At 40.9% G+C, this 26,364-nt stretch carries 24 protein-coding genes; 16 read left to right on the top strand and 8 right to left on the bottom strand.

Annotated features, from left to right (window positions below):
- Nucleotides 1–67 precede the first annotated feature (67 nt).
- The 10 genes from L4C54_RS20085 to L4C54_RS20130 all read left to right on the top strand — a co-directional run bounded on the left by L4C54_RS20085 (nt 68) and on the right by L4C54_RS20130 (nt 13,721).
- A complete protein-coding gene (locus L4C54_RS20085; protein ID WP_428809553.1) occupies nt 68–1,036 on the top strand; it encodes an FHA domain-containing protein in 969 nt (322 codons plus the stop codon).
- On the top strand, nt 1,033–1,515 hold the full coding sequence (gene tssJ / locus L4C54_RS20090; protein WP_428809554.1) for a type VI secretion system lipoprotein TssJ: 483 nt from the start codon (nt 1,033–1,035) through the stop codon (nt 1,513–1,515). Before L4C54_RS20085 ends, tssJ begins: the two co-directional genes overlap by 4 nt.
- Nucleotides 1,516–1,601: 86 nt before the next feature.
- Nucleotides 1,602–2,933 (top strand): type VI secretion system baseplate subunit TssK, encoded by a 1,332-nt coding sequence (tssK, locus tag L4C54_RS20095; protein WP_428809555.1) that lies wholly within the window; start codon nt 1,602–1,604, stop codon nt 2,931–2,933.
- 4 nt (nt 2,934–2,937) lie between these two features.
- Nucleotides 2,938–4,158 carry a type IVB secretion system protein IcmH/DotU gene (gene icmH / locus L4C54_RS20100; RefSeq protein ID WP_428809556.1) on the top strand — a complete coding sequence of 407 codons (1,221 nt, stop codon included), beginning with the start codon at nt 2,938–2,940 and terminating at the stop codon, nt 4,156–4,158.
- A 25-nt stretch (nt 4,159–4,183) separates the two neighbouring features.
- Nucleotides 4,184–7,567, top strand: a complete 3,384-nt coding sequence (gene tssM, locus L4C54_RS20105) for a type VI secretion system membrane subunit TssM (RefSeq protein WP_428809557.1) — start codon at nt 4,184–4,186, stop codon at nt 7,565–7,567.
- A 10-nt stretch (nt 7,568–7,577) separates the two neighbouring features.
- Complete coding sequence (locus tag L4C54_RS20110) at nt 7,578–8,315, top strand: protein kinase domain-containing protein (RefSeq protein WP_428809558.1); 738 nt, start codon at nt 7,578–7,580, stop codon at nt 8,313–8,315.
- 281 nt (nt 8,316–8,596) lie between these two features.
- Nucleotides 8,597–9,568, top strand: coding sequence for a tripartite tricarboxylate transporter substrate binding protein (locus L4C54_RS20115; RefSeq protein WP_428803390.1), 972 nt, complete (start codon nt 8,597–8,599; stop codon nt 9,566–9,568).
- A gap of 286 nt (nt 9,569–9,854) precedes the next feature.
- On the top strand, nt 9,855–10,352 hold the full coding sequence (locus L4C54_RS20120) for a tripartite tricarboxylate transporter TctB family protein (RefSeq protein ID WP_428803389.1): 498 nt from the start codon (nt 9,855–9,857) through the stop codon (nt 10,350–10,352).
- A gap of 14 nt (nt 10,353–10,366) precedes the next feature.
- Nucleotides 10,367–11,893 (top strand): tripartite tricarboxylate transporter permease, encoded by a 1,527-nt coding sequence (locus L4C54_RS20125; RefSeq protein ID WP_428803388.1) that lies wholly within the window; start codon nt 10,367–10,369, stop codon nt 11,891–11,893.
- Between the two features lie 316 nt (nt 11,894–12,209).
- Nucleotides 12,210–13,721 (top strand): EAL domain-containing protein, encoded by a 1,512-nt coding sequence (locus tag L4C54_RS20130; RefSeq protein ID WP_428809559.1) that lies wholly within the window; start codon nt 12,210–12,212, stop codon nt 13,719–13,721.
- A 3-nt stretch (nt 13,722–13,724) separates the two neighbouring features.
- Here the strand turns inward: L4C54_RS20130 and L4C54_RS20135 are convergent, their stop codons facing one another.
- Together L4C54_RS20135 and L4C54_RS20140 are read right to left on the bottom strand one after the other, a co-directional pair.
- The gene (locus tag L4C54_RS20135) at nt 13,725–14,147 is read right to left on the bottom strand and encodes a DUF3859 domain-containing protein (RefSeq protein WP_428809560.1); all 423 of its coding nucleotides are present in this window, start codon (nt 14,145–14,147) and stop codon (nt 13,725–13,727) included.
- Nucleotides 14,126–14,518 (bottom strand): ATP-binding protein, encoded by a 393-nt coding sequence (locus L4C54_RS20140; RefSeq protein ID WP_428809561.1) that lies wholly within the window; start codon nt 14,516–14,518, stop codon nt 14,126–14,128. Before L4C54_RS20140 ends, L4C54_RS20135 begins: the two co-directional genes overlap by 22 nt.
- Before the next feature lie 131 nt (nt 14,519–14,649).
- On the opposite strand from L4C54_RS20140, the gene metA reads away from it, so the two are divergent.
- The 3 genes from metA to L4C54_RS20155 all read left to right on the top strand — a co-directional run bounded on the left by metA (nt 14,650) and on the right by L4C54_RS20155 (nt 18,908).
- Entirely contained in the window at nt 14,650–15,591 is a 942-nt protein-coding gene (gene metA / locus L4C54_RS20145) for a homoserine O-succinyltransferase MetA (protein WP_428803384.1), read from the top strand.
- 180 nt (nt 15,592–15,771) lie between these two features.
- Nucleotides 15,772–16,497: a type IV pilus biogenesis/stability protein PilW gene (gene pilW / locus L4C54_RS20150; RefSeq protein ID WP_428809562.1), complete on the top strand. Its 726-nt coding sequence runs from the start codon at nt 15,772–15,774 to the stop codon at nt 16,495–16,497.
- Between the two features lie 506 nt (nt 16,498–17,003).
- Nucleotides 17,004–18,908 carry a putative bifunctional diguanylate cyclase/phosphodiesterase gene (locus L4C54_RS20155; protein WP_428809563.1) on the top strand — a complete coding sequence of 635 codons (1,905 nt, stop codon included), beginning with the start codon at nt 17,004–17,006 and terminating at the stop codon, nt 18,906–18,908.
- A 36-nt stretch (nt 18,909–18,944) separates the two neighbouring features.
- Here L4C54_RS20155 and L4C54_RS20160 read toward each other — a convergent pair whose 3' ends face one another.
- Genes L4C54_RS20160 through L4C54_RS20170 form a run of 3 tightly spaced genes read right to left on the bottom strand, consistent with a single transcriptional unit; the run spans nt 18,945 to nt 20,693 of the window.
- Nucleotides 18,945–19,118 carry a hypothetical protein gene (locus L4C54_RS20160; RefSeq protein WP_428809564.1) on the bottom strand — a complete coding sequence of 58 codons (174 nt, stop codon included), beginning with the start codon at nt 19,116–19,118 and terminating at the stop codon, nt 18,945–18,947.
- Nucleotides 19,119–19,147: 29 nt separating this feature from the next.
- Nucleotides 19,148–20,185, bottom strand: a complete 1,038-nt coding sequence (rlmF, locus tag L4C54_RS20165) for a 23S rRNA (adenine(1618)-N(6))-methyltransferase RlmF (RefSeq protein WP_428809565.1) — start codon at nt 20,183–20,185, stop codon at nt 19,148–19,150.
- 7 nt (nt 20,186–20,192) lie between these two features.
- Entirely contained in the window at nt 20,193–20,693 is a 501-nt protein-coding gene (locus L4C54_RS20170; RefSeq protein WP_428803379.1) for a YgjP-like metallopeptidase domain-containing protein, read from the bottom strand.
- A gap of 158 nt (nt 20,694–20,851) precedes the next feature.
- Here L4C54_RS20170 and L4C54_RS20175 point away from each other — a divergent pair, with 158 nt between their 5' ends.
- The gene (locus L4C54_RS20175) at nt 20,852–21,079 is read left to right on the top strand and encodes a glutaredoxin family protein (protein ID WP_428809566.1); all 228 of its coding nucleotides are present in this window, start codon (nt 20,852–20,854) and stop codon (nt 21,077–21,079) included.
- An 18-nt stretch (nt 21,080–21,097) separates the two neighbouring features.
- Here L4C54_RS20175 and L4C54_RS20180 read toward each other — a convergent pair whose 3' ends face one another.
- Nucleotides 21,098–21,967 carry a LysR family transcriptional regulator gene (locus L4C54_RS20180; protein ID WP_428809567.1) on the bottom strand — a complete coding sequence of 290 codons (870 nt, stop codon included), beginning with the start codon at nt 21,965–21,967 and terminating at the stop codon, nt 21,098–21,100.
- Nucleotides 21,968–22,096: 129 nt separating this feature from the next.
- Here L4C54_RS20180 and L4C54_RS20185 point away from each other — a divergent pair, with 129 nt between their 5' ends.
- Both L4C54_RS20185 and L4C54_RS20190 read left to right on the top strand, forming a co-directional pair.
- Entirely contained in the window at nt 22,097–23,320 is a 1,224-nt protein-coding gene (locus L4C54_RS20185; protein WP_428809568.1) for an MFS transporter, read from the top strand.
- 59 nt (nt 23,321–23,379) lie between these two features.
- Nucleotides 23,380–23,931 carry a DUF1415 domain-containing protein gene (locus L4C54_RS20190; RefSeq protein WP_428809569.1) on the top strand — a complete coding sequence of 184 codons (552 nt, stop codon included), beginning with the start codon at nt 23,380–23,382 and terminating at the stop codon, nt 23,929–23,931.
- A gap of 108 nt (nt 23,932–24,039) precedes the next feature.
- Here the strand turns inward: L4C54_RS20190 and L4C54_RS20195 are convergent, their stop codons facing one another.
- Together L4C54_RS20195 and L4C54_RS20200 are read right to left on the bottom strand one after the other, a co-directional pair.
- Nucleotides 24,040–24,846: an MBL fold metallo-hydrolase gene (locus L4C54_RS20195; protein WP_428809570.1), complete on the bottom strand. Its 807-nt coding sequence runs from the start codon at nt 24,844–24,846 to the stop codon at nt 24,040–24,042.
- A 181-nt stretch (nt 24,847–25,027) separates the two neighbouring features.
- Nucleotides 25,028–26,350 carry a CoA-disulfide reductase gene (locus tag L4C54_RS20200; RefSeq protein ID WP_428809571.1) on the bottom strand — a complete coding sequence of 441 codons (1,323 nt, stop codon included), beginning with the start codon at nt 26,348–26,350 and terminating at the stop codon, nt 25,028–25,030.
- Nucleotides 26,351–26,364 lie beyond the last annotated feature (14 nt).

Genomic DNA, 26,364 nt, shown 5'->3' on the forward strand with positions numbered 1-26,364 from the left:
AAAGAATAGTAGCAGGCAACGCGAGGCCGTAATTAGTGAGAGACAATATGAATGAGAGACAGTACTAATGACTATTAGTGTTCATTTAATTTCTATTCCTGAAGATGAAGTAGTCACATCACGAGTTGTCTACTTACCTGAAAATGGAGGTGAGTTTGGCCGCTCTCCTTCTTGTGATATTGCTTTGCCAGACCAAAGTAAGCGAATCTCTCGCGTACACGGTCGCATTTCTCTAGGCGACAAAGGTTATGTCGTTTCAAATCTAGGTAAAAATCAATCTTCACTGAACGACAAGCTATTAGTTTCAGGTAAGGAGTATCCACTTAACGATGGTGACATCCTTGTTATTGAAAAATACACTATGTTGATAAGCACCTTAATGAGAAGTAATAACGATTTAAAACAACCTCAAACAGATGATTTCAATTTAAATGAGCCTGCATTTTCGCTGAATCTAAAAGATGATAATGTCGACTTTCTGGATCAAGTAAGTGAGCCTCCAGCAAAACAGCGTAACGCCAGTTTCTCCCAAACGAATGTAATGAGCGACGACCCGTTTTCTTCTGACCCTTTTGAAGACTTCACGTCCGCTGAAATTGAACCTCACATTGATGTTCAAGCAAATGTCGAAATTCATGAGGTGAGCCAAGAAGAGATCCAGTCTTCAACATCTGATTTAGAGTATCTGCCAATTAGTAGTGGCGACCAATCGACGCAGTTAGAGGAAACACTGAATAAACTTGTTTCGTTAACAGAAAAGAATCAACAATACTTGCAGAACCCGCCTCTGCAACATGACATTCTTTTTGAAGCTTTAGAAAAAACCGTTGATCAGTTCCTTAATGAGTTTGCTCCTCAACAGTTAGAGCATCAGTTTAATAATTATATCTCTGGTGGATTGTTCTCGAGTAAAGAAAAAAAGTACTGGCGTATATACACGAAGCACTTTGAGCATAGAAAAGATAACGGTGAGTTTCGACGTCAATTCAAAGCCCTCTTTATGGAGAACATGCAAAAACAGGGAGAAGAGAATTGAAAGCGCAGTGGTTAGCATTAGCACTCTTAGCAATATTTATGTTTGGCTGCTCTTCCGATCCAGTTCCAACTTACACATCGCATAGTTTCGCAATAAGAGCAGATGACACGATCAATCCATCGAATTCCAGTAAAGGCAACCCAGTCGTGGTTAGGCTTTATCAACTAAACGAAAAACAGGCGTTCTTACAAGCTCAATTTATTGAACTCTATAACCAAGATGAACAAGTGCTATCAGCGAGCCTTATTTCAAAACAAGTGCTCCCAATTGTAATGCCAACGAGTACCAGCACCATCGATATTGATATCAACAAAAATACATTGTTTCTCGCCGTGCTAGTGGAGTTTGCTGATTATCAACAAAGCGAACCTAAAGTAGTCAGCGTACTACCTGCCGATGAAGAGCAATATTTACAGCTGAACTTATCGGGAAACAAAGCAGAATTTGAGGTTATTACTCCTGATACAGGATGGTGGTAACAGTCTATGAATATCAATAAAAAAACAGTCTCTAAGAAGCAGTTAGTTTAAAGAAATAAGTTGTCTCAACGACATAGGGAAATAGCGTGGACGCATTTAAAAAAGTAGTATGGCAAGAAGGAATGTTTATCGCTCCTCAGCACTTTCAGCAGCAGGATCGTTATGTACAAAACTACATTCGCCAAAATGTCGAAACCCTTGCTGGTATATCTCCATTTTATGGTGTGACAGAGTTAAGCATCAACCATGACCTACTAAAAATAGGTAAACTATCAGTATCACACTGTAGCGGTTTATTCCCTGATGGTACTCATTTCGATTTGTTAAACGAAATAGTGATTGATATCCCGCAGGGTACAATTGAAACCATCGTTTATCTAGCATTGCCTATCTCACTGCAAGGCAATAATGATTACAGCCAGAAAAACAGCGACCAAAGCCGTTACCTAACTCAAGCGATCAATGTCTTTGATACCTCTACCTCTGAAAACGCAAATGTCGAAATAGATGTAGCATTACTCAACATCAGCTTAAAGTTTAACAGTGACGATGTATCTGGCTTTACCTTAATCCCTGTTGCTAAAGTACTTGAATGCAGTGAATCCGGTGATGTAGTTCTCGACCGCTCGTTTATACCAGCGAGCCTGCATTACGGGGCATCTCTACTTTTAATTGAGCGCATCAAAGAGATCCACGCCTTAACAAATAACCGAGCAAATAACTTAATTAAACGTATACAAGCAGGACAAGGGCAGAAAAGCGCTCAGTCAATGATGCAAGACTACCTATGGCTACAGGTTCTGAATTCATGGCTTCCGTGGTTTGACTTAACAATTGCAAATCCTAAGCTACAAACTCATGAGCTATACAGTAAGCTAAAGCAATTTGAAGCTCAGGTATTGGCTCTTACGCCAGCACTACCCGATACCTGTAAGCCTCTAAGTCAGAACGATCTCTACGAATGCTTCAATCCGTTATTTTCCAATCTTAGAAATATGCTCACCCTTGTGCAGCAAGACTCTGTATTGGAATATCACTGGGATATGTCGTTATTTGAAAAACGTCGCTTACTAAGAACCATCATTAAAGATACATCTGCCGTATCCAATCGCCGTTTAGTACTCAGTGTTAAGTCCAATATCAATAGTAGCGACCTTAACGAGCTGTTCCCTGTATCAGCCAAATTAAGTAGTAATACGCGCATTGTTGATATTGTTCGGAACTCATTATCTGGAATCACAATTACGCCTTTACCGCTCGCTCCTAGCGAACTGAAACCGATTCAGGGTGTTTCCTATTTTGAAATAGATAGCCTTGATAAAACCTGGACAGAAATGTTAGACAACCGAGATGCACTCGCGATGCACGTCGACGCCCGAATATCTGAACTTGAAGTCGTGCTCTACGCATTAAGGTAATGATATGGAATTTGTAGACGAAGATACGCTTGTTTGGGATAAATCGAATCAGACTTTTTCAAAGCCTGAGGATATAGATACGCCGACACAACGCGTTCCAATTCATTCAGATTCAAATCAAACGGCCTTTTTGCAGAACTTTGATAAGGCGGAAAATCAGCTGTTGAATATCAGCAGCTCTCTTCTTGCGACGGTTCTTAAAATATCGACGATGCCAGAGCCGTATGATCTTACCTCTCTGCGAGAAGAGATCATTCATGACATCAACAACGTTAAAGAACAAGCGAGCCAACTCAGCTATCCCATTGCAGTCATTGATAAACTCTGCTTTCTTTACGCAGTCGTCATTGATGAGTTGATAATCTACACTGACTGGGGCGAGCAAAAAGGATGGGAAAACAAAACTCTGTTAAGTGAATTGTTCGGTATGCGAAATGGTGGCGAGCTGTTTTTCAACGTCACTGAAAAAGCGATTCGACAACCACATAAAATGATCGATTTGCTTGAGATAATCTACATCTTTTTAAGCATTGGTTTCAAAGGTCAATTCAGAGAGCATGGCAGCGACCAACTCAAGACATCAATTCATCAGTTAGAGCAGTTGATTAGTCAGTACCGTCAATCCAGCCATATATACTGTCACACAAAAGTGTCATTACCCAAGATACGTAAACCCGCAAGAAAAAGCCGCTACGTTATCTCTACTGTCTTCTATCTAATGCTTATTTTGACAACCGTTGGGCTTACTCAGTATTGGTATAACGAGACTCACCCACAGCGAGCTCGTGATTTTTCCTACCTTGGAGATTTCAGCCAACGCTATATTTTGTCGAGCCAAACCAGCGATATTATTTATATCAGCACTGAGGAGGATATTGACAAGCAAAGTGAATATTCCATTAAAGCCATCAGTGTTAGTGACATGAAAGCCATTAACGCAAGTAACAGAAAAACCACAAGCGTTGAACCCACAGATAACGTGTTTAAGAGTGCCAGTAGCGAGATACCTTGGTTAGTTCAACTCGCAACATTTTCATCGAAAGCTAATGCATCCGCATTTATTAAACAGCTATCAGTCTCCACTTTTGAGCCAACTATCGACGAATATAAAAGCTATTTTCGAGTGATCGTCAGTGCGACATCGTCGACACAAGCGAAATCAATAAAGAAATGGTATCAAAGTAACGACAACATCAACGCCATCATCGTAAAGAACGAACAATAACAATTAAGGATGAAGTTTATCTATTATGCCTGATACGAAATCATCGCAGAAAAATAGCAAGTCAAAGCGAGTGATCATCTCCCTTATCGTATCGCTACTTGTCTTGGTTATAAGTGGCGTCACTGCGTGGGCCTTTAGTTGGCTTGCTCACTTGGTGGCTGTTATCTCTGTAAGTATGCTCATCGCATTGTTATTTGGTTTATTCACCTTCTGGTTAATGTCACGGCCTAAAAAGAAAACAGCTGACGATAACCAACAACGAATTTTACTTAAAAAACGCCAAAAGCTTCTCATCACTCACTTTCACCGAATGATGAGAATACAAAGTCGAAAGAAGTTACGTTTAAGCCGTTACGACTTACCCATCTACTTTTTATTGAGTCAAAACCCTCAACAAGACAAACGAATAATCAGTCAAATGGGGTATGAAGCGTACAAGTTGGATGATTTTGGAAATGACATAGAGTTCCCTATCCTATTTTGGCAAAGCGAACACTCTATACTAATGTCAATTAGCCTTGGCGACGATCAACACCCCGAATACATTAAGACCCTTTGTAAATGTTTAAATAAATGGCGTCCTCGTCAGGCCATTAATGGTTTGCTGTTAACAACAGATATTGCTTCACTGCTGACTAACGAAGAGCAAGTCACTCAAAATGCTGATGAATTGAAATCCACGATTCAGACCTTTAATCACACGTTCGGTTTAAACTTACCAATTTATAATGTCATTACTAACATGGGCAGTATCAGCGATTTTTGTCAGTTTTTCTCTTCATTCGACGAATCAAAACGTAATGACGTACTTGGCGCTACCTTCCCATACCAAAAACATGGTGGCATCGATTCCTACTGGTTTTCAGACGAGTTTGATCACTTAACTACTCAACTGATTAGCAATGTAAATACCGCACTGGGTAATCAGCTCAATCAAGATTTCAGGAACTCTATTGTCTCTGCGCCTTTCCAGTTTGGTCTACTGAAACAGCACTTGTGGACGTTCTTACAAAGGCTTTATCGAGGTGAACAATTAAGTGACGGCCTTCAATTTAGAGGTTTCTACTTCACTCATAATGGTACAGAACAGAATCAAAAAGACATTTTAGCGAGTGTTGTCAATCACTCACTTGGTAACGATGAGTACCTTTCCAACCCTCAACTCCCTGTTAACCAAACGCTTTTTTCACAACATTTAATGACGCATGTTGTGCTAAACGAACAGGAACTTGTTGGAGTCAATAAGCGTAGAGAAAATGCTCTCCTTTTTGCTCAAACTTTCTATAGCTTATTTTGGGCAGGGCTTTTGGTCGCAACTCTAACTTTGATTAAGTTCAACTTTGACGATCAAAGCCAGCGTGAGTTAAGAGCAGATCAACTACTCGAGCGTTACAAAGAAGCGATTTCAGCGTCTCCATATGACATTGAAAATATGTCAGACAACGTTCCTAACTTATATTCACTGTATCGAATCTACGCTCTCTATTTAGAACCAAAGCCTTGGTATAATCTTCCATTCCTACCCTCACCGACGATTGAAAAAGAGGTCGAGCAGGCCTACTTTAATGAATTAAAACAAGTTCTTATTCCTTCAATGGAAAACACGCTTGAAAAGGATCTGTTCGTATACGTTAACCTAGAAGACCAAGCTAAGACTCTAACATTACTTAATAACTATCGATTGCTGTTCAATCCAAATCGAACTAACGTCGAAGAGCTAAAAAGCTATTTTATTCACACACTCCAAGAACAAGGTGAAGCCGATAGTGTTAATACCGCCCAGCTTTCTCGTCTACTTAATGATGCATTTGAACAAAATCTAATTCCAGTAAAACCTAATGTGGCTCTTGAGTCTTTGGCGAAGAAAGTCATCAATCAAACTGGGGTCGAGATGTTGCTTTATGAGCACATCGTCAATCTAGATCGGTTCTCTAAGCGTGTTGACATAACCACTGAGCTTGGAAGTAACTTTGACCAAGTCTTTAGCTTCCCGCCTCAGTTCGTGGGTTATTTAGTTCCCTATTTATACACACCATCCGGGTTTAACGAGATTGATCTATCGGTTGACTCTCCGTTAGTTAAAGAGGCTATTCAGGCATACCAAGGGATTGCGGGAGCGGCACCAAGTGCACTGGAAATGTATCGTATTAGCCGTGACCTAAAGCAGATGTACCAGCAGGATTACATTAACTATTGGCGTTCGGTTGTTCAAAACATCGACGTAAAACCGATAAGCAACCCAAGTGAGCTACATCGGACCCTTACCGTTTTGGCAAATCCAAGTGAAAACCCACTTTCACTGCTTTACACCACGCTTGCTAAGTATACTTCCGTTGAAATCGAACCCGTTGCAGTAGAGGGCGAAGAAGCGGTCATCCCAGAGCAGGATACGGATAAGAAAGAGGCTGCTCGTCAAATATCACTGAGCTTCACTGCTGTACATGGTTTAATTACCGTTGATAAAGCCAATAACAAACCTATCGATTCTATATTAGCCTCGATTGCAGAGACTCAAGTCTGGCTAGACAAGTTCTATAAGAGTAATGAACCACAAAGCCTCGCATTTCAAACCTTGTCGGCCTCATTAAAAGCTGATAATCCAATCGGTTCATTAGCAACCGTCGCAACAGATCAACCTGAGTTGATGAAACAGATCCTTGATGGCATCAGTCAACAAAGTAACGAAATGCTGTTATCTCTGACTCATGAGTACCTGAATAGTTCGTGGGCATCTGAAGTCTATCAACCGTACGAACAGACTTTGGCGTCGTTCTACCCATTTAGCCGAAAATCATCGAATGATGCGAGCGTCGCCGATGTATTTGCCTTTTTCTCGAGTAATGGGATTTTTGATACTTTCTACGCAACAAAACTCAAAATGTTTACTGAGACAGAAGGGTCTAGTCCATTCTTACCGGGGCTATTACCTAGCTCTGGTTTGGCACTTGACCCAGATTTATGGCAAATGATCAGTAAAGCTAAGGATATTCAGCAAGCACTATTTCTATCCGATCCAAGTAAGGTTTCTGTCCAATTTCAGATTAAAGCGGTAGACATGACCCCTGATTTGACTGAGTTTTCCATTACCAATCAACAGACAATTTTTACCTATCGACACGGGCCAACATTTTGGAGCCAATTAACGTGGGCAGGAGAAGAACAACTTGAAGATGCGCTCGGTGTTAAGTTAAGTGCGCAAGCTCAATCAGTAGCTCAAGAAGAGTTTTCCGGGAACTGGAATTGGTTCAGATTAATAGAACCTAGAGTGAAGTCAGCTACGTCACAAAAAACCCAAATCCAATTTGATTATGGTGACAGTAAAGTAACCATAGCAATACGAACCCAAGGACAAGTGAACCCATTTGTGCCGGGCTTCTTCGCTGGATTTTCTTTACCTAGTGGAATCTAGCACATTGGTAATGTCGACCAAGGAGAATACCCTCGTCGATGAGCGCTACATCAGTGCGGCCAACTTGCTGGAAAAATCTGGCTATCAATTTATACGTGCTCTTCGAGAGCACGTTTATTTTGCCTCTTGTAAGCAATACGGTGACGTGGTCATCAAGTTCGCGTCAAGCGTCTCTAGCCGACATGGCTTAAAGCAGGCTGCAGAGTTTCTAACACGCTTTCCATCTCAATATTGGCCTTTACTACTTGAATACAATGGACACAAGCAAATTGATTGGATTATTTACCCTTTCATCGCGGGCCAGACATTAACCGAGCAATTAAATGGTATGGCCGATACGAGCACCGAAGGAGAGAGCATTTCAACAGATAGACTCAATTCACTTGAATCAGCGGTGTATTCAATTCACAAATATGGCTATGTACATTGCGATATCAAACCAAGCAATATATTGCTATTGGAATCTCAAGAGGTAATGCTTTTAGATTTTTCTTCAGTCACTGTAATAGGAACAGAACAGCACTCTCTCGCTTTCCAATTCTATAGCCCTGAGTTTTCAAAACCGCGTTCTAACCTCCCCCATCAAAAAAGTACAACTCATTACAACCCGGACCATCCTCATTCATCAGAGATCATCACAACGACTGATGATTGGTATTCAGTTCGCGCAACACTTTCAAAACTATTAGAGCACTCTACTGTACCGGTTCAATCGTTACCGAGTCGCTACCACTTCCTAACACGCTAACAAGCACTACATTTTGTGTTTAATAGTCAACACTCTACGCCACCCCAAAAATATAATTCCCAATAAACCCAACCAAGCGCCAGATCACCTTTTTTCGTGAACTTTATGAACAAAACCCTCTAAATGACCGATATTCTTTTTATCCACACATTGCAGACAAAAAATTAACATACACGTAACCTTAATCACATCTACATTGTTATTCCTCCTAACGATATAGAAAAACATAACGATAAGTACGTCTCTATTCGATTCGTGCACCTACATAAGGAACGTGAAACATGTTTAAGGTATTAAAACCAACACTAGCGGCATCGATCATCGCTGCATCATTTTCTTTTGGCGCTATGGCCGCTGATATGGAAAAAATCCACTTCATCATCCCAGGTGGTGCTGGTGGTGGTTGGGATATGACTGCACGTGGTACAGGAGATGTTCTAGTTAAATCTGACATTGTTGAAAATGTATCTTTCCAAAACCTATCTGGTGGCGGTGGCGGTAAAGCAATTGCACACCTTATCGAAACAGCAGAGCGTCAAGAAGACACTTTGATGGTGAACTCAACACCTATCGTAGTTCGTTCACTGACTGGTATTTTCCCACAATCTTTCCGTGACCTAACACCTGTTGCAGCCACAATTGCCGATTACGGTGCTATCGTTGCTTCGGTTGATTCTCCATACAACACATGGGAAGACGTCGTTAAAGAATTCGAATCAAACCCTCGTAAAGTTAAAATCGCCGGCGGTTCTGCTCGCGGTAGTATGGATCACCTCGTTGTCGCAGCTGCGTTTAAAGGTGAAGGTTTTGATGCTAAGAAAGTCCGTTACATCGCTTACGATGCTGGCGGTAAAGCAATGGCAGCATTGTTATCTGGCGAAACTCAGCTTCTATCTACAGGTTTAGGCGAAGTATTAGAAATGTCTAAGTCTGGCCAAGTTAAAATCATCGCAGTGACGGCTCCTGAGCGTCTTGCTGCAGCTCCAAACATTCCAACGCTAACAGAATATGGCAACGAAACTGTATTTGCTAACTGGCGTGGTTTCTTCGCAGCACCAGGCGCTAGCCAAGAGAAGATCGACGAATGGAACAAGGCTCTAACTAAGATGTACAAAACAGAGCAATGGGAAGTGGTTCGTGACCGCAATGGTTGGATTGACAACTACAAAGCAGACAAAGACTTCTATTCATTCCTAGAAGATCAAGAGAAACAGATGGGCGACCTAATGCGAGAGCTTGGTTTCCTGAAGTAACTGCTTTCCTTAAGAAAATAGTATTTAGCACTACTATATAAGGGCTGCATGCGACTCTATATTCGCTATAGCCCTTCATAACACCCAGTTTTGCCGTGTACGAGTTGAACCCCAAAACTCCTTTGTTTATTACATTGTTGTTTATGTATTTAAACATGTAAGCCCAATTGACTAGCAGCAATCAGCTTACTTTTTCGTTAGTGTTTAGGTCTTCAGTATAGCTGACAGCTACTCATTAACTTGCTCGTACGCGGCCTTTTATTTCCTCAAGCAAATGGAGTTGGATATGTCGGATTCGCCAACTAATTTTTTCAGTAAAGAAAACTTACTATGTCGCGATAGAGTCGGGGCGATTATTTTCCTTTTGGTCTGCCTAGTATATGGTTACCAAAGCACTCTCATTCCCCTTTTCCCCGGGGACGAATATGAACCTTTCACGGCTAGAACCTTACCCACTCTACTCACATTTGCTGGTATTGGACTTTCGTTGATCCTCTTAGTTACAGGACAAAAAGACCAAGATAGCGGCGCTGTTTCTGATTTTGACTGGAAACTGCTTATCGCATTTTTATGCTTGATGGCTCTTTATGGCGTTGGGCTAACTTACCTAGGGTTTGTTCTTGCAACCAGCCTATTTCTGCTTGCAGGGTTTTACTTGCTCGGAGAACGTCGGAAATCAGTATTACTTGGCGCATCTTTTCCTTTTGTAATCGCCTTTTATCTACTTCTGACAGAAGCTCTTGATGTATATCTTGAGCCTGGTCTGCTATTCATTATCTGGTAATTAGGATTAACATTATGTTAGACGGAATTTTACAAGGACTCTCTACCGCAGTAATGCCAATGAACATCATGATGGTGGTAGTTGGTTGTTTTGTCGGTACTTTTATTGGAATGCTGCCCGGTCTTGGACCAATTTCAGCCATCGCTTTAATGATCCCTATTACATACGGCTTAGACCCTTCTTCAGGTTTAATCTTAATGGCCGGTGTTTATTACGGTGCGGTTTTCGGTGGTTCTACTTCATCGATACTAATCAACGCTCCGGGTTGTTCATCCACCGTGGTGACAGCATTTGATGGCTATCCAATGGCGCAAAAAGGTCAAGCCGGAAAAGCATTAGCATTAGCTGCCTACTCTTCATTCACTGGTGGCACGTTATCAGCAATCATGCTTTTAATCGCAGCACCCGCACTAGCTAGTGTCTCATTGAGTTTTCAATCTTCTGATTACTTTGCACTGATGATACTTGGTTTATCTGCCGTTGCCGCATTCGCTGGCCCAGGTCAGGTAATTAAAGCGTGGATGATGACCATTCTTGGTTTAATGCTATCTACGGTTGGTATTGATAAAGGCGTCGGTGTAGAGCGATTTACTTTCGGCTTAACTGATTTGATGGATGGCTTTAGCTTCTTGCTTCTAGCAATGGCAACTTTCGCTCTTGGTGAAACTTTAATGGGCATATTAAAGCCACAAAAAGACACAAGTGATGCAGAAAATAAGGTCATGGCTGATATTGGTAGCATGAAGATAACTAAGGAAGAGTTTAAAGAAGTCGCTCCTGTTTCAATCCGATCTTCTATTCTTGGTTTCTTTACAGGTGTTCTTCCCGGTGCTGGCGCGACAATCGCAGCCTTTCTAAGCTATGGAATGGAACGTAGTTTCGCTCCAAAAGATAAGAAAGAAGAGTTTGGTAAAGGAAGCATTCGCGGTTTAGTTGCACCAGAATCAGCAAACAACGCCGCGTCAAGTGGTTCATTTGTTCCGCTACTGACTCTTGGTATTCCTGGTTCAGGTACTACCGCTATTATGCTTGGCGCTTTAATCTCTTATGGTATCCAACCTGGTCCACGTTTATTTGTTGATCACCCAGACGTATTTTGGTCAGTTATAATTTCAATGTACTTTGGTAACATTGTATTGGTTATTTTGAACCTTCCACTGATTCCATATATTTCAAAGTTATTGGCAGTACCAAGGACGGTTCTTCTTCCAATGATTCTGTTTTTCTCAATCACCGGTGTTTATTTAGTTTCATTTAATACCATGGACGTGTTCATCATGCTAATCATCGCTATGGCAGCGATAGCACTACGATTGGCCAATTTTCCACTAGCGCCCTTACTACTTGGCTTCATATTAGGTGGTCTAATGGAAGAGAATTTACGTCGAGCGCTAATGATCAGTGACGGTGAGCTAAGTTTCTTGTGGGAGCGCCCTATTACACTCTCATTCACTATAATTGCAGCTCTTGTGCTTGTTAGCCCAATAGTTATCAGCTTCATTAATAAGTTAAGAGCAACACCAAAAGAAGTAGAACAATAAATAAGTACTCATAAAAACAAGTAAGCATAAAAACAAAGGAGCATATACGCTCCTTTGTTTTTATTTACATGTTATCTTAAATAACCAATTTATTAATCAACAAGTTGCATCACCTGTATCACCCTAACCCTGACTCGCTACGACCTATTTTTGCATAAAATTAACTAACACCTTAAAAAATGAGATCTTAGTTCAAAGCGAAAGTGAGAATAGTGTCAGAATAATTTCTCCCTACTATTATTTTCTGTCATTTCTCTTACTATACTGTCACCTAGTAACACGCATTCTTCTCTCACCACACAGTCCAGCAGGCGTTATGACCATTAATTTATCATCGTTAGTCATACCCACTCCGCTTAAGCACTTTTTACTTATTGTTATCCTGCCTTTGGTGGCTATTACATCAACGTCTATCGTTGTTACTATGAACTCGATTCAACAAGAAATGAACGATAACGCTAAGGCTTACCAACTGTTATTAGTAAGTACGATTAGCGATCTTCAATCCGATAATCTTGCCGCAATAAACGAGCCAATTGATTGCAACGAAATGCAGGAAAATCTGATGTTTGAAAATACATCAAGAGAACTTATCGTAGTAAAAAATGATATTGCGGTTTGCTCTTCTAAGCGCGGTATTATTAATATTGATTTAAGTCCATTTATAAAAGCAGAGGGTAACGATGATGGTGCCGCGTTCGTTGATATAAATAAAGATCCCTCGCAGCGAACCTTATTTGTTGTCAATACTGAAGTTAATGATAAACATTCTGGTATTTTCTCGATAGTAAATACAAATCACCTACTTGAAAAGTTTACAACGGTAGCAAATAGCCAATCTAGCTCAGTAACATTAAAGTTCCGAAATAAGTTTTATCCACATCATAGTTCTTTCTCCCCTAAGAATACCCACGCATACAGTCGATCTGAGCAATTTAATTTTGATGTGTTAGTTGAAGCGAACTCTTCTTACGTGGCCAATAATCTAGTACTTGCATGTATCAGAGCCGTTGCGGTATCTCTGCTAGTATCTTTGATTATCTTCCTCTCAATGAAAGGTTTTCGTAAGCGTTCAACTCTAGTGGATGATCTAAAAAAAGGATTAGTCCGTCATGAGTTTTTCCTATGCTACCAGCCACTCATTAATTCGGCCGATCAAAATATTGCCGGCGTAGAGGCGCTAATTCGATGGAATCACCCAAAGCTAGGCTTAATTCGACCAGACGTATTCATTCCACTTGCTGAGCAGCAAGGTCTTATTAATAGAATCACTGATTATGTAATTGAAACAGCGTTGCAAGACTTATCTGAACTTCCAAGTGACAAGCTTATTCACTTAGGGATTAACGTTCCACCAAGTTACTTGCACCAACACAAGTGCATTGATTTACTAGATTCATACAGAGAGAAGTTTCTTAAGATTGGATACATACTAACAATAGAAGTCACTGAAAGGCAGATGTTAGATGAAACTGGCCGAGATACTATTAAACTGTTAAGAACAAAAGGTATTAAGGTGTCTATCGACGACTTTGGTACAGGGCACACTTCACTTTCTGTTCTTCAATCCATTAATTTTGATTACTTAAAAGTGGATAAGTGCTTTATTGATACCATTGGCATCGAATCAGTTAGTGCACCAGTATTAAACGCCATTATCGATTTGGGCCATAGACTTGGAGTAACCATCGTTGCTGAAGGAGTTGAATCAATACATCAAGTAAACTATTTGATTGATCAAAATGTTGCTGTTCTACAGGGCTACTACTTCTATAAACCACTACCTTTGCCTAAACTTAAACGCTTGTTTGAAGAGAAGGCAAGTTAGTCCTTAAAATCCGCGATGTTTCCAAAACTGTTGCTCGTCTTTTGCCGTCAAGTGGAACGTTTTCTCTGCGACTACACGGCCTTGTAATTCGATAGTCATGCGCCACTTACCCAGTTTATCTTCCAAAGGCTCCCAGACGGTATCACCTAGGTAAAAGTCATAGTCGTTACTATTGATATACTCTTCACCGGTGAACGGCTCTAGAGGCTCTCCTTTTTTGCTCAATATGCCCGGGTGATCTATGCAGAATGAAAACTTTTCACCTTTGGCTTTTTTGATATTGATAATAAGGCCAAACTCAACATCAATTTCAGCAGGCACATCGGTTGTAAACTCTTGGATTTTTGGTAAGTGTTTTGAGCGAGAATCCCATTGAGTATAGATTCCATAGGACGTTATTTCGATTACTGGCGATCGTTTTGCCATTGCTGCCACCGTTTGTTCATTTTAAGAATTGTCTTTTTGTCCACACCATGAATATTCTCATACGCTCCCGTACATTCAACCACTTCAAACTTAATCCCATGCTGAATGGCCAATTTGTAATACGGTTGAATCTCCCAACGGCGTACAAACGTATTGGATACAACGACACTTTCACCATTTAGCACAGCCTGTTCAACTTGGTTAAAGCACCACTGATGCGCTTTTGAAATCAGCTCTGCATCATAACGGTATTCACCTTTAGCGTTTACAAAGTACATGTCTGCTTCAAAGTGTGGAATATTCATTGAGTGTGCAAGTGTAGATTTCCCTGAGCCAGGTAAGCCACGGATAAGAGTCAACGTCTGAGTCATGATTAATATTTCATAGCGAGCAAGTATGAATAGTAACGCAATTTAGATTGAATTTGCTATCGACATCTCATTCCGATTGCGCTAAGTTTGGATGTATAGACGTCTAAAACAATAGCTAAGGGAGAAAAGCTGTGCCGATTAAGATCCCCGATCAACTGCCTGCATCCGATGTTTTAAGAGAAGAAAACATCTTTATCATGCCGGAATCTCGCGCCTCTACTCAGGAGATCCGTCCTCTAAAGGTGTTGATCTTAAATCTTATGCCTAAGAAAATTGAGACTGAAACTCAATTCTTGCGCCTATTATCAAACAGTCCACTTCAAGTTGATGTAGAGCTGTTGCGCATTGATGACCGCCCAAGTAAAAATACGCCGACCGAGCACCTTGATAATTTCTATCGTCAATTTGAGATGGTAAAAAACCGTAACTTCGATGGGCTGATTATTACCGGTGCTCCTCTTGGTCTCGTACAGTTTGAAGATGTGATTTATTGGGATCATCTTAAAACGATAATGAGCTGGGCAAAAAGCCATGTAACATCAACGTTATACGTATGCTGGGCTGCGCAAGCTGGACTAAAACTACTCTACGACTTACCTAAACGAACCCGGAAAGATAAATTATCGGGTGTTTATCACCATGAAATTCATCAACCTTATCATCCTGTTTTACGTGGTTTTGACGACACTTTCTTAGCCCCTCACTCTCGCTATGCGGACTTTTCGACAGAATTTTTAGAAGAACATACCGACCTAGATATTCTTGCAAGCTCTGACATTGCAGGCGTTTATTTGGCAGCAACAAAAGATAAGAGAAATGTTTTTGTTACTGGTCACCCTGAATACGATGCTTTAACACTGCATCATGAGTACATTCGTGATCTAGGAGAAGGCATGGAACCAGCGATGCCAATTAACTACTATCCGAATAATAATGCGGATAATAAACCCTGTGCGAGTTGGCGAAGTCATGGTCATTTGTTGTTTTCAAATTGGCTTAATTATTGTGTTTACCAACAAACACCTTACGATCTTGATAAGTTTAGTGAAGACCACTTTACCAAAGATGATTAGTCTTAGATTTATCTTGTAACCTGCTGTTACTTATTAAGTATTTAGTTAGTAACTAATGGACAAAACGGTCACGAATGTGGCCGTTTTTTTATGATTGCAAACTTGATCGCATTGTTTTTTATTAACCAATCATCGTAGAAGTATTCGGAATATTATGAGCTTGCTAATAAGGAGCGCTCAATGAAGAAGGTATTTTCTGCGATATCACTGCTGTCACTAGCAGGCTGTATTACAGTGACTGATGGTGGTGAACCGCCTACCAAAGCATCAACCATTGAAATGGCTGAGACACGCGTAGCTTTAGGATTAGGTTACCTAGAGCAAGGTAATATGATCAAAGCTCGAGAGAATTTTGAAAAAGCACTTCAACACGCACCCAACTACTATCGCTCGCAATTAAGCATGGCGCACTATTATGAATCAGTCGGTGAGCCACAAGCCGCAGAAAAAACTTACAAGCGTGCGCTTCGCCTAGAACCGAACAACGGCAATATACTCAATAACTACGGTACTTTTTTGTGCAAACAAGGAAGCTTCAAACAAGCCGATGACTACTTTAATCGAGCCATAAAGCAGCCATACTACTACCTGATTTCTGGCAGTTATGAAAACGCCGCTCTTTGTTCTTTAAAGGCAGGAGATATCGCTAAAGCTAAAGGTTATTTTGAGCGAACACTTGATCACGACCCGAACCGAGTAAGATCAACACTACAGTTAGCCAAAATCGAAATCGAACAAAACGAATTTACTGATGCGCGAATAAGATTAATGAAGTTCCACCAACGTTACGGTTTACGGCAGCCATCTTTGTCATTACTTGTACAGCTCGAAACTAAAGCAGGAAATGCGGCATTGGTTGAAAAGTACCAACGTCAACTAGCGCAGATAATCGAACGAGAATCATAAAATTACGCAATTTGAATTTCAGGTATTACTAGGATATAGAAGCGATGTACTCGCATTTATCAAAGAGCACCATACTCAATAGCAACTCAGCTTCAACTACCTTTCTTTCATAAGCCACTCGCGTACGAGTGGCTTAGAACTCTGATATCCAGTATACGAACAACAACTTACTATTAATAAAACGCTACCGTACTACACAATGCACCGAGAGCGTCTCAAGAACTCTTTGAATGTTCAATCAAAGAGGCATCTTATAAGTGAAATATCACGTTACATATACACCGGCTAAAAAATCAAACTGCACCTTATTTTAAACGATATAAATTGATAATCTCTACCATAGATATGGCCAAAAAGTTCTTTGTTACTGAGTGATATAACACTAATCATAAGCACTAAAGCACCTATAGATCTTGGTTATATTTATACCTTTCTTTCCAATTAATAAAAATTAGCAAAGTGCTGTAGTCGTAATACTTTGCTGAAAGTACGTCAGGCAGACCATCGTGATTTCATTACCTCAGCTACCTCAAAAATTACATACACCTATTTGGATATACAGCATAAGCGATGGGCGTGTAATCTGGGCTAATGACTCAGCTTTAGACGTTTGGGAGTCCGACTGCCGTGAAGAACTTTACTCTAGAGATCTTAAAGGCGAAATGTCAGAGGCTGTTTCAGCTACGTTACTGTACTATCGCTCTTTATTCGAAAAAGGCGAATCTATACAAACTTGGTGGCACCTCTCTCCAAAAAACAAAGTTAAGAAAATCTTGTTTAATTTCTCGGGTATAGATTTAGAAAATGGCGAGAAAGCAATGCTTGCTGAGGTACTAGCTTTTAGCGAGCACTCCGATAACTCTATTTTATTTGATGCTGATGGAAGTACCATTAGCTTTAACGATTCATTCACTCGTTGCTATAAACCGACATTTACTACTCTAGGAGAGTTTATTGGAAACAATGCTCTCGCAGATTCATGGATAGATAGGATCAGGAAGGAAAAGATAGTACATGCCGTCCACAAGAGTTTCATCGGAAAACGTCACCACTGGTTCAATCTAGAAATGCGTTGGTTGGATGACAAACAACAAGTTCTAATGAATTTGATCAATATGGATGATGAAAAGCATGCATATCATGGAGCGATACATGAATCTGATCATGACTTTCTTACCCAAGTATTAAATCGGAAAGGAATTATTAAGAAAATTGATAGCTCTCCTTATATAGAAAAATACTGCGTACTATTCATCGATATTGATGGATTCAAATTAGTTAACGATAGCTATGGTCACCCTGTTGGCGACCAACTACTTCAAGAAATCACCCACAAGATAAAATCAATACTACCCTGTGGTGCGACCCTAGCCCGTTTTGGAGGTGATGAATTCATCATATATTTACCTGACGTATGCGGGGTAAAGTTCGCACAGTCTGTTATTCATCAATGCAATCAACCTATCGACATCGAAAAAGTTGGGCGAATAAATGTAGGGTGTAGTATTGGTATCGCAGACTTTCCAAACCATAGCCAATCTTTTGAGCAACTCATTAATTTTGCCGATGTGGCGATGTTAAGTGCAAAAGAGAGAGGCCGTAACAGAGCTCATCAATTTGCACCGACGATGCTTAGCGAGCTACATCGAAAATCCACGCTTCGACAACAAATGGCCATCGCACTCGAGGAAGATAAATTTAACCTAGTTTATCAACCTATCTTCGATACAAAGAGTGGTCAGCTATCTTCGCTTGAATCATTAATGCGTTGGAACGACCCACTACTTGGGGAGGTTTCTCCTTCTGAATTTATACCTCTGGCGGAACAAGCGGGGCTTATGCCCTTAATAGGTTTATGGGTGATCGAAACTGTATGTAAACAACTCAAAGATTGGAATAAAAGCCGAAACTGGGCTGTTCATATCAATTTGAGTTCCTACCAACTGTCTGAAGAATTCCCAGAACAAGTAATGGACATTTTAGATAAGTTTAATGTTCAGACTGACCAGATAATTTTTGAAGTGACTGACCTACTCATCATTGACGATAATGGACAAAGCTATAAGTGCTTACACGCTCTACAGGCTAAGGGCTTTAATCTACAACTTGATGACTTTGGATCTGGGTTCTCAAATCTAGACAAGATAAATACACTACCCATTTCTGTCATTAAATTAGATAAGCAATTTATGAGTGAGCTAAATCCCTTCAATAGGGCGGTTATCAAAGCGATTAAGCTCGTTTGCGAATCGAGGAATATCCCCGTTATTGCGGAAGGAATCGAAACAGCAGAGCAGTTCGATTATTCAAAAGAAAGTAACATCGATTTTTGCCAGGGTTTTTATCTAAGTCGTCCAGTGACCCCGAATCAATTAGATCACTTTGTCACACAACCATGCAGAACTCATTAGCATAACTGACAAGTGCCAACGACGACAAAAGAAGCCTCACTGCTTCCCATTTTTCTTACCTTGTTTATAGGGAGTATTTATTCTTCTGTGCTCCCTATACAGAACGCCAACAAAGATTAGGAAGCCAACAATACCGATTAATCCAAAAGAATATAACAAGCCATCGCAGAGCCAGTCGGGGTTACAAGGCATATAAATTTCAATGTCCATAACCCGCTCCCTTTCTTATCGTATGATGGTTAACTTTTTAGTTTCAGCCATTGTTTTCGCTGAGTTTCACTTTTAAATGTCCAAGCGACGAAACGACTGATCTTTTGTCCCTGGCGCATTTCCACAATTTGCATGTCAACTGCGCCAATTGCCTCTACGGTTTTCTGCATCCACTTAACGTTCTCTTTTTTAGAGATCAATGTAGTAAACCATAAGACCTGAGCAGCGTACTGTTTACTTTCAATCGCCATATTTTTAATGAACTCGGCTTCACCGCCCGGGCACCAAAGCTCTGCTTTTTGACCACCAAAATTAAGCGTTGATGCTGTCGTTTTCCTATTGGCATCATCCAACTTAAGCGTGCCTTTTTTAACTTTATTCGCCTTCAGATTTTTGATTTTTCTTTGTGTACCCTGCTCTGCTTCTTGGAGGGATTTATGAAATGGAGGATTACAGGTGGTGATATCATAGAACTCACCCTTCTTGATAATACTTGCAAAAAATGACTGACTATTGGTTTGTAAGCGACACTCAATTTTGCTTTTTAATCTTTGATTACGCTGCGCAATCTCATTTGCGTTCTGAACTGAAACCTCATCAACATCACTCGCTACACATTGCCACCCATAGTCAGTCGCGCCAATAATTGGATAGATGCAGTTTGCCCCTACACCAATATCAAGCGATCTCACCAGAGAATGCTTTACTGTTTTGCACTCTTTAGATAATAATTCAGCGGCTCGATGAATATAGTCTGCTCGCCCTGGAATCGGAGGACAAAGGTAACCTTCAGGAATATCCCAGTCAGACACGCTGTAATGATGAGCCAATAGCGCTTTATTCAGTAACTTAACTGAAACAGGATTTGAGAAATCGATACTCTGCTCGCCATGAGGATTCAATATAACGCAAACCTTTAGCTCGGGAAGTGAAGTGATGAGCGCATCAAAATCATAGCGACCATGATGCTTATTCCGCTTGTGTAAGCCAGCTTCGCTTTGAACGGTCTTTATCTTCATCGCTGAACTATCAGATTCATTCTTCGTTTTTTTTCTTGTTGGTTTCATATCGATATCACTTATCTTTTAGTTCTTGATAGATCATAAACATTCGAGCATCTAGTTCCAATTGATGGTAATCGGCTTCCATATGGCAGCAAAGTTGGTAGAAGGCTTTATCGTGACTCTTTTCTTTAATATGAGCGAGTTCATGGACAACGAGCATGCGAAGTAATGGTTCAGGCGCGGTTCTAAATATGCTCGCGATGCGAATTTCATTCTTCGACTTAATCTTGCCTCCATGAACTTTACTGACATAAGTATGAAGGCCGAGCGCATTATTAATAATATGGATCTTGCTATCGTAGACCACCTTACTTAGTGGTGCCGTTTTTTTCATGTAGCGGTTTTTAATTGCCATCGTATATTCAAACAGCGCTTTTTCACTTTTGATAACATGGTTTTCTGGATAGCGTGATTCAAACCAAGCTACCAGTTTATTAGAAGAAACCAACTGTTCTATTTGAGAAACTATATGCTCTGGATAGCCCTGAACATAACGGAGTGAAGAGTGCATAGATAGGGTAACGATGATGATTAATGGCCGCTAAGTTTATCGGATTTAGCCCTTCGAATCATTGATTTTGTCCGTCTACTTTTCTCGATGAGTGTTTTCCGATAAACTCCTGCGCATAAAAGCTCCCCATGTACTGTTTAATCTATTGAGAATCCGTTATGAAACGTATAGTCCTTTATGTTGCCGATAAGTGTCCTCACTGCAAAGACGCCCAACGCTATCTCGACTCTAAGGGAATAAAATACCGACTCACCAATGCAAAAATGCAGCGTGGTCGTAAAGAACTACAAGCTATGGGTGCTCGTTCAATACCGGTTCTTAAAATCGGCGATCAAGTTATGGTTGGCTGGAATCAAAAGAACTTCGATAAGATGTACAACTCCTAAATCGAGCTTCAATTTCCCCTAGACATACTGCTTAACAAAGTCGATAAACGTTTTATCGGCTTTCGATTGGTATCCCTCCTTTCTCCATGCTAAAACGAGATCCATTTTTACTGGTTCTTCAAATGGAATGCCTACCACTCCAGGCTCGTGGTTTGTCACTAAATTTAACAAGGCCGAGATAGCAAACTCTCGTTTTACTATATTGAGTATCATAGGAATCAAGTTCGTTTCAAAGGAGAACTTAAGGTCATAGTCTCCTTCTCGTGACACCTTATCGATGAAATCGCGATGGAAGTAACCGGGCTTAAACATCACCAATTCATGTTCAAAAAACTCAGGGTATGATATTGATTCGTGGTTAGCTAACGTGTGTTGTTCAGATACAACTGCCACCATCTCTCCAGTCATCAGGTGATCGACTTCTAAATCTACCGGAATATCCTTATTCACAACGACGCCTATATCGAGTTCTCCATTTAATAACATCTCCCGAATGGATTGAGTTCCCGCATCCACTAACGTGAGCTTTAGGTTTGGGTAAAGGGATTTAAACGCCATCAATATTTCTGGAAAGAAGTAAGATCCCATCATGCTAGGTGCCCCTAGGCGTACCTCTCCTTTTTCAAGTCCTATCAATTCATCCATGGCGAGCTTTGCATCATCGAGTTGCTGCAAAATACGCTTCGCATGCTCTAGAAGCACTCGCCCTTCATGGGTAAGCTCCACTTTTCTGTCTTGCCGCTTAAATAGCATGACACCCAATTGCTGCTCAAACTTCTTAATGGAAATACTTAAAGCAGGTTGAGCGATATTCAGTGCTTTGGCTGCCATCGTAAAGTGTCCGTACTGAGCAACCATAGCGAAATGTTTCAGCTGTCTTGAATCCATGGTGATATATTATTTATATTGACTATATATTATTAATATATTTTATTAATCGAAATTTCACTGCTAATTTGATCACATACTCACCAACTAATATCTAACACCCAGATGTATCAACAAGCAGGAATCCCCATGGTCGAATTTGGTAGTGCAAAATATCGAAAAATCACACTGAGCCTAGCGCTAGGTTCATTTTTAGTTTTTTGTAATCTTTACCTTTTTCAGCCGATTCTTCCTTTACTAGCAGAACATTTCTCTGTTTCTGAAACACAGATTAATGGTGTATTTGCTGCCTCGACGTTTGCCCTATCCATTTTTCTCGTCCCTTGGGCTATTTGTTCGGAGTCATTTGGACGAAGAAAAGTGATGTTAATCGGGCTGTTTTCTATGCCAGTTATCGGCGCAATGATGTTAATCAGCGATAGCTATTGGTTATTACTCATTACTCGTGGCTTGATGGGAATAGCGCTTGCTGCCTTTGCATCTGTGGCAGTCGCTTACATGGTAGAGGAGCTCAGCCCTGCCGCATTTGGCCGTGCCATAGGGGGTTACATTGCTGCTAACTCTCTCGGTGGTATCTTCGGCCGGGTACTCGGCGGTACTTTAGCCGATCTATTTAGTTGGCAGTATGCTGTTACCATCATGGCTATCGTTACTTTTGTGGGAGCGATTATTGTTAGCGCTATTTTACCTAAGCAGGAAAACTTCACTCCGCAACGTGGGCTGTTCTTCCACCATAACCGAGCCTTAGTCAAACACATTATAAACCGTACGATTTGGTTCGCTATGCTCATTGGCGGTGTGAACTTCGCGCTGTTTGTTAACTTGTACTCAGTCATGGCGTTTCGCTTAGTCAGCGAGCCTCATTATCTGCCCATCGGCCTCGCCTCATTAATTTTCCTTTGTTACCTAGCTGGAACCATCAGCTCCAAGCTAACCGGGCGATGGACACAATCCAAGCAGCCACTGTCAGGTATGGTCACAGGTAGTATCATTAGTATGATTGGAATGTGGGTCGCTTTGAACGATACACTTCCTATGATGTTGATTGGGCTCTTACTTATTAGCTTTGGTGCTTTTTTCACCCACACGCTCGCCTATTCTTGGGTAAGCCAAAAGGCGACACACGCAAAAGCCACGGCTACCGCTTTATATCTCATGCACTACTATATCGGGGGCAGTTTAGGCGGTTTCTTTCTGATCTATTGCTGGCAGCACGGCGGCTGGATTAGCGTTGCAATGGGAGGCATGGTTTTATACGCGTTACTGTTCTCACTTTGCTACGCTCTTTATCAACGCACAAAAATTCAGGCAATTCAGGTCACAGATGCAGCGGCTAATACCGTCAGGCCATAGAGGCTATTCTTCGTCTCAATTTCTGCTATCCTGTTGCAAAAATTAGTTAAGAATCTCTAATGAATAAATATGAATTGGCTGAGAAGCAAACAGAGCAATGGTTAGTGGATGTAATTGTAGGGTTAAACTTGTGCCCATTCGCACACAAACCTAATAAAAATAAGCAGATCAAAATAGCGGTAACGCCTGCGACAACTGAAGAGAAACTTCTAGAGTTTATCTTAGATGAGTTTCAAATACTCGATAGTAAAGATCCTAAAGAATTAGAAACAACACTCGTTGTTATCCCTGATATGCTTCAAGATTTTATGGACTATAACTTCTTTTTAGATTGGGTCGATGGTCTTATAAAGCAGCAAGATTATGAAGGCATCTATCAAGTAGCCACCTTCCACCCGAATTACTACTTCCATGGCACACAGCCGGAAGATACTGAAAACCTAACGAATCGTTCGCCTTACCCTACTCTTCATTTGATAAGAGAAGAGTCTATGGAAAAAGCGTTAAAGCATTACCCTAATCCTGAAGCAATCCCTGACACTAATATTGCTCGAGTTGAGGCTTTAACACCTGAAGAGAAATCCAAACTATTCCCTTACCTAATTAGTTAACAACTTAATAGTAAAGACATCGAAATTGCGCTAATTAGAAAATAAAAAACAAGCAGATCAACCCGAACGTATAATGCGTTCGGGTTTTCTTTTGTTCATGGGTAAAGCCTACTGCATTGGTTGTGGTTGAGGTAACTGACAGGTTAAGTTATAGATCAAAGCTGGGTTAATTAATCTAGGTTCCGCCAGTTGCTCATCTCTCTCTTCTCGGTGACAAATAAACTCTTGTTCTGTCGTTTCTTCTTGGATAAAACAGTTCTCATGCTTCTCTTCACCAATTGTGGTCATGTGGACCAACTCATCCGCCGTTTTAGGGTAGTTATGGCACAGATACACCTTAGTATCATCGTCCATATCATAAAGCTTGGTTAATGAATGAAACATCTGTTTGGCACTGCCGCCGGGGAAATCAGCTCGCCCAGTACCATGATGAAACAAAGAGTCCCCAACAAACACTGCATCCCCTACTTTATACGTTAAGTCAGCCGGTGTGTGCCCTGGGGTATTAATGACTTCCAAATCTGAATCGCCGAAGCCAAGGTGCTCGTGATCCAACAAATAGTTTTCAAATTCGTACATCTCACTCAGTGCTAAATCGTCTTTCCATGTTGCGTACACTTCTTTCACTGCATCTGACACATGAATAGGTGCGTTGAGCTTTTCATGTAAGAAGAATGAACCTGTCAGGTGATCCGCATGAATATGTGTTTCTAGGATTGCTGTGACGTGTAATTGATGTTTTTCGATGTAATGCAGAATCATCTGAGAAGACTCAAAAGTCACCTCTCCTGTGGCTACATTATAGTCTGCCACAGGATCTATAATGATCGCTTCATTCGTTGCAATGTCGGATACTACGTAGCTGATTGTGCCTGAAACGGGATGAAAGAAATGCTGAACTTTCTGCTTGGCCATGTCGCCCCCTAACGCTAAACGTTAACGCTTATAATGGATTAAACTGATACCGAGATCGTATTTATGAGTGTAGTTTGCAAAGCGATAATCGTCAGTAATTGAGAAAGCTATCAACGAAAAAAAACCAGTCATGATTAATGACTGGCTTTTCAAATTTCATATCGAAGGTGATAATTTCTTTTTATTTCGCAACGTTACCCGCAACGTTTAGTGCATCCCATGTGCGAGCAAAAGGAGGCGCGTAAGCGAAATCTAAGTAACCTAGTTGTTGAGTCGTCATCTTAGCGGTAATCGCAACAGCTAACGCATTAATACGACCAACTGCACCTTTCTTACCGATAATTTCACCACCCAAAAGTACTTTTGTTTCAGGATGGTAGAGTACTTTTATCTTAATGTCTTCTTGACCCGGGCAGTAATCTGTTTGGTTCTTATCTTTGATGATTGACGTCTTGTATGCGATGCCATGTTCTTTGGCAACCACTTCAGAAATACCCGTACATGCCAACTCAAGGTCCAGTACTTTCAGGCATGACGAACCTAAGAAGCCATCAAGGAACGTGTCTTTACCTGCAAGGTGATCAGCCATCATACGAGCTTGCTTATTGGCAGTTGTCGCAAGTGGAAGATAAACCATTTTGTCCATAGCAATATGGTAACTCGTTGCACAATCACCTACTGCGAAGATATGTTCATCTTCTGTTTGGCCAAATTCATTCGTTAATAGCGCGCCATTGTCATATTTCGGCAAATCAAACGCTTCTGTATTTGGCTTGAAGCCAAGTGACATGATGACAACGTCTGCTTTTACAACGCCATCATCCGTTTGAATCTCGTAGCCACCGTCTTTAGCATCGGAGATGCTTTGAACGCTACAGCCTAATTTCAGGTCAGCGCCACTTTCGCGGATATCAGCTTCAACCGTATCAATCATTTCTGGGCTAAATTGACGGCTCATTACCGTTGCTTCGCGCTCGATGATCGTTACGTTTTTATTTAGGTGTTCTGCTGCATCAAAAACCTCTAGGCCGATAAAGCCCGCACCGATAATACAAACGTTATTCAGTTCTTTGTTTTTGAATGCTTCTTTAACGGCAAGTCCATCTTCCATACTTGTTAGTGTATAAACATGCTCAGAATTGTACTCACCAAAATTAGGTACGATTGGACGAGCACCAGTACATACGATCAGTTTGTCGTACGCCAATTGATATTCTTCTTGGCTGGTTTTAATCGAAACAGACTTGCTGGCTTTATCTAAACCGATAACTTGAGAGTCCAAGCGAAGATCCAAACCTGAAGCAATAGCTTGCTCTGGAGTACGAGAAATCAAACGTTCAGTATCGTCAAACATACCCGCTGTGAAATATGGCAAACCACAGCCACCAAACGAAACGTAATCACGCTTTTCAATAACGATGATCTCTTCACTTGGTTGATTTCGTTTGTATTTTGCAGCGAAACTCATACCAGCGGCATTGCCACCTACGATTACTGTTGTCATCTTTTATTACCTAT

The sequence above is a fragment of the Vibrio lamellibrachiae genome (assembly GCF_050337265.1).
Lineage (GTDB): Bacteria > Pseudomonadota > Gammaproteobacteria > Enterobacterales > Vibrionaceae > Vibrio > Vibrio kyushuensis.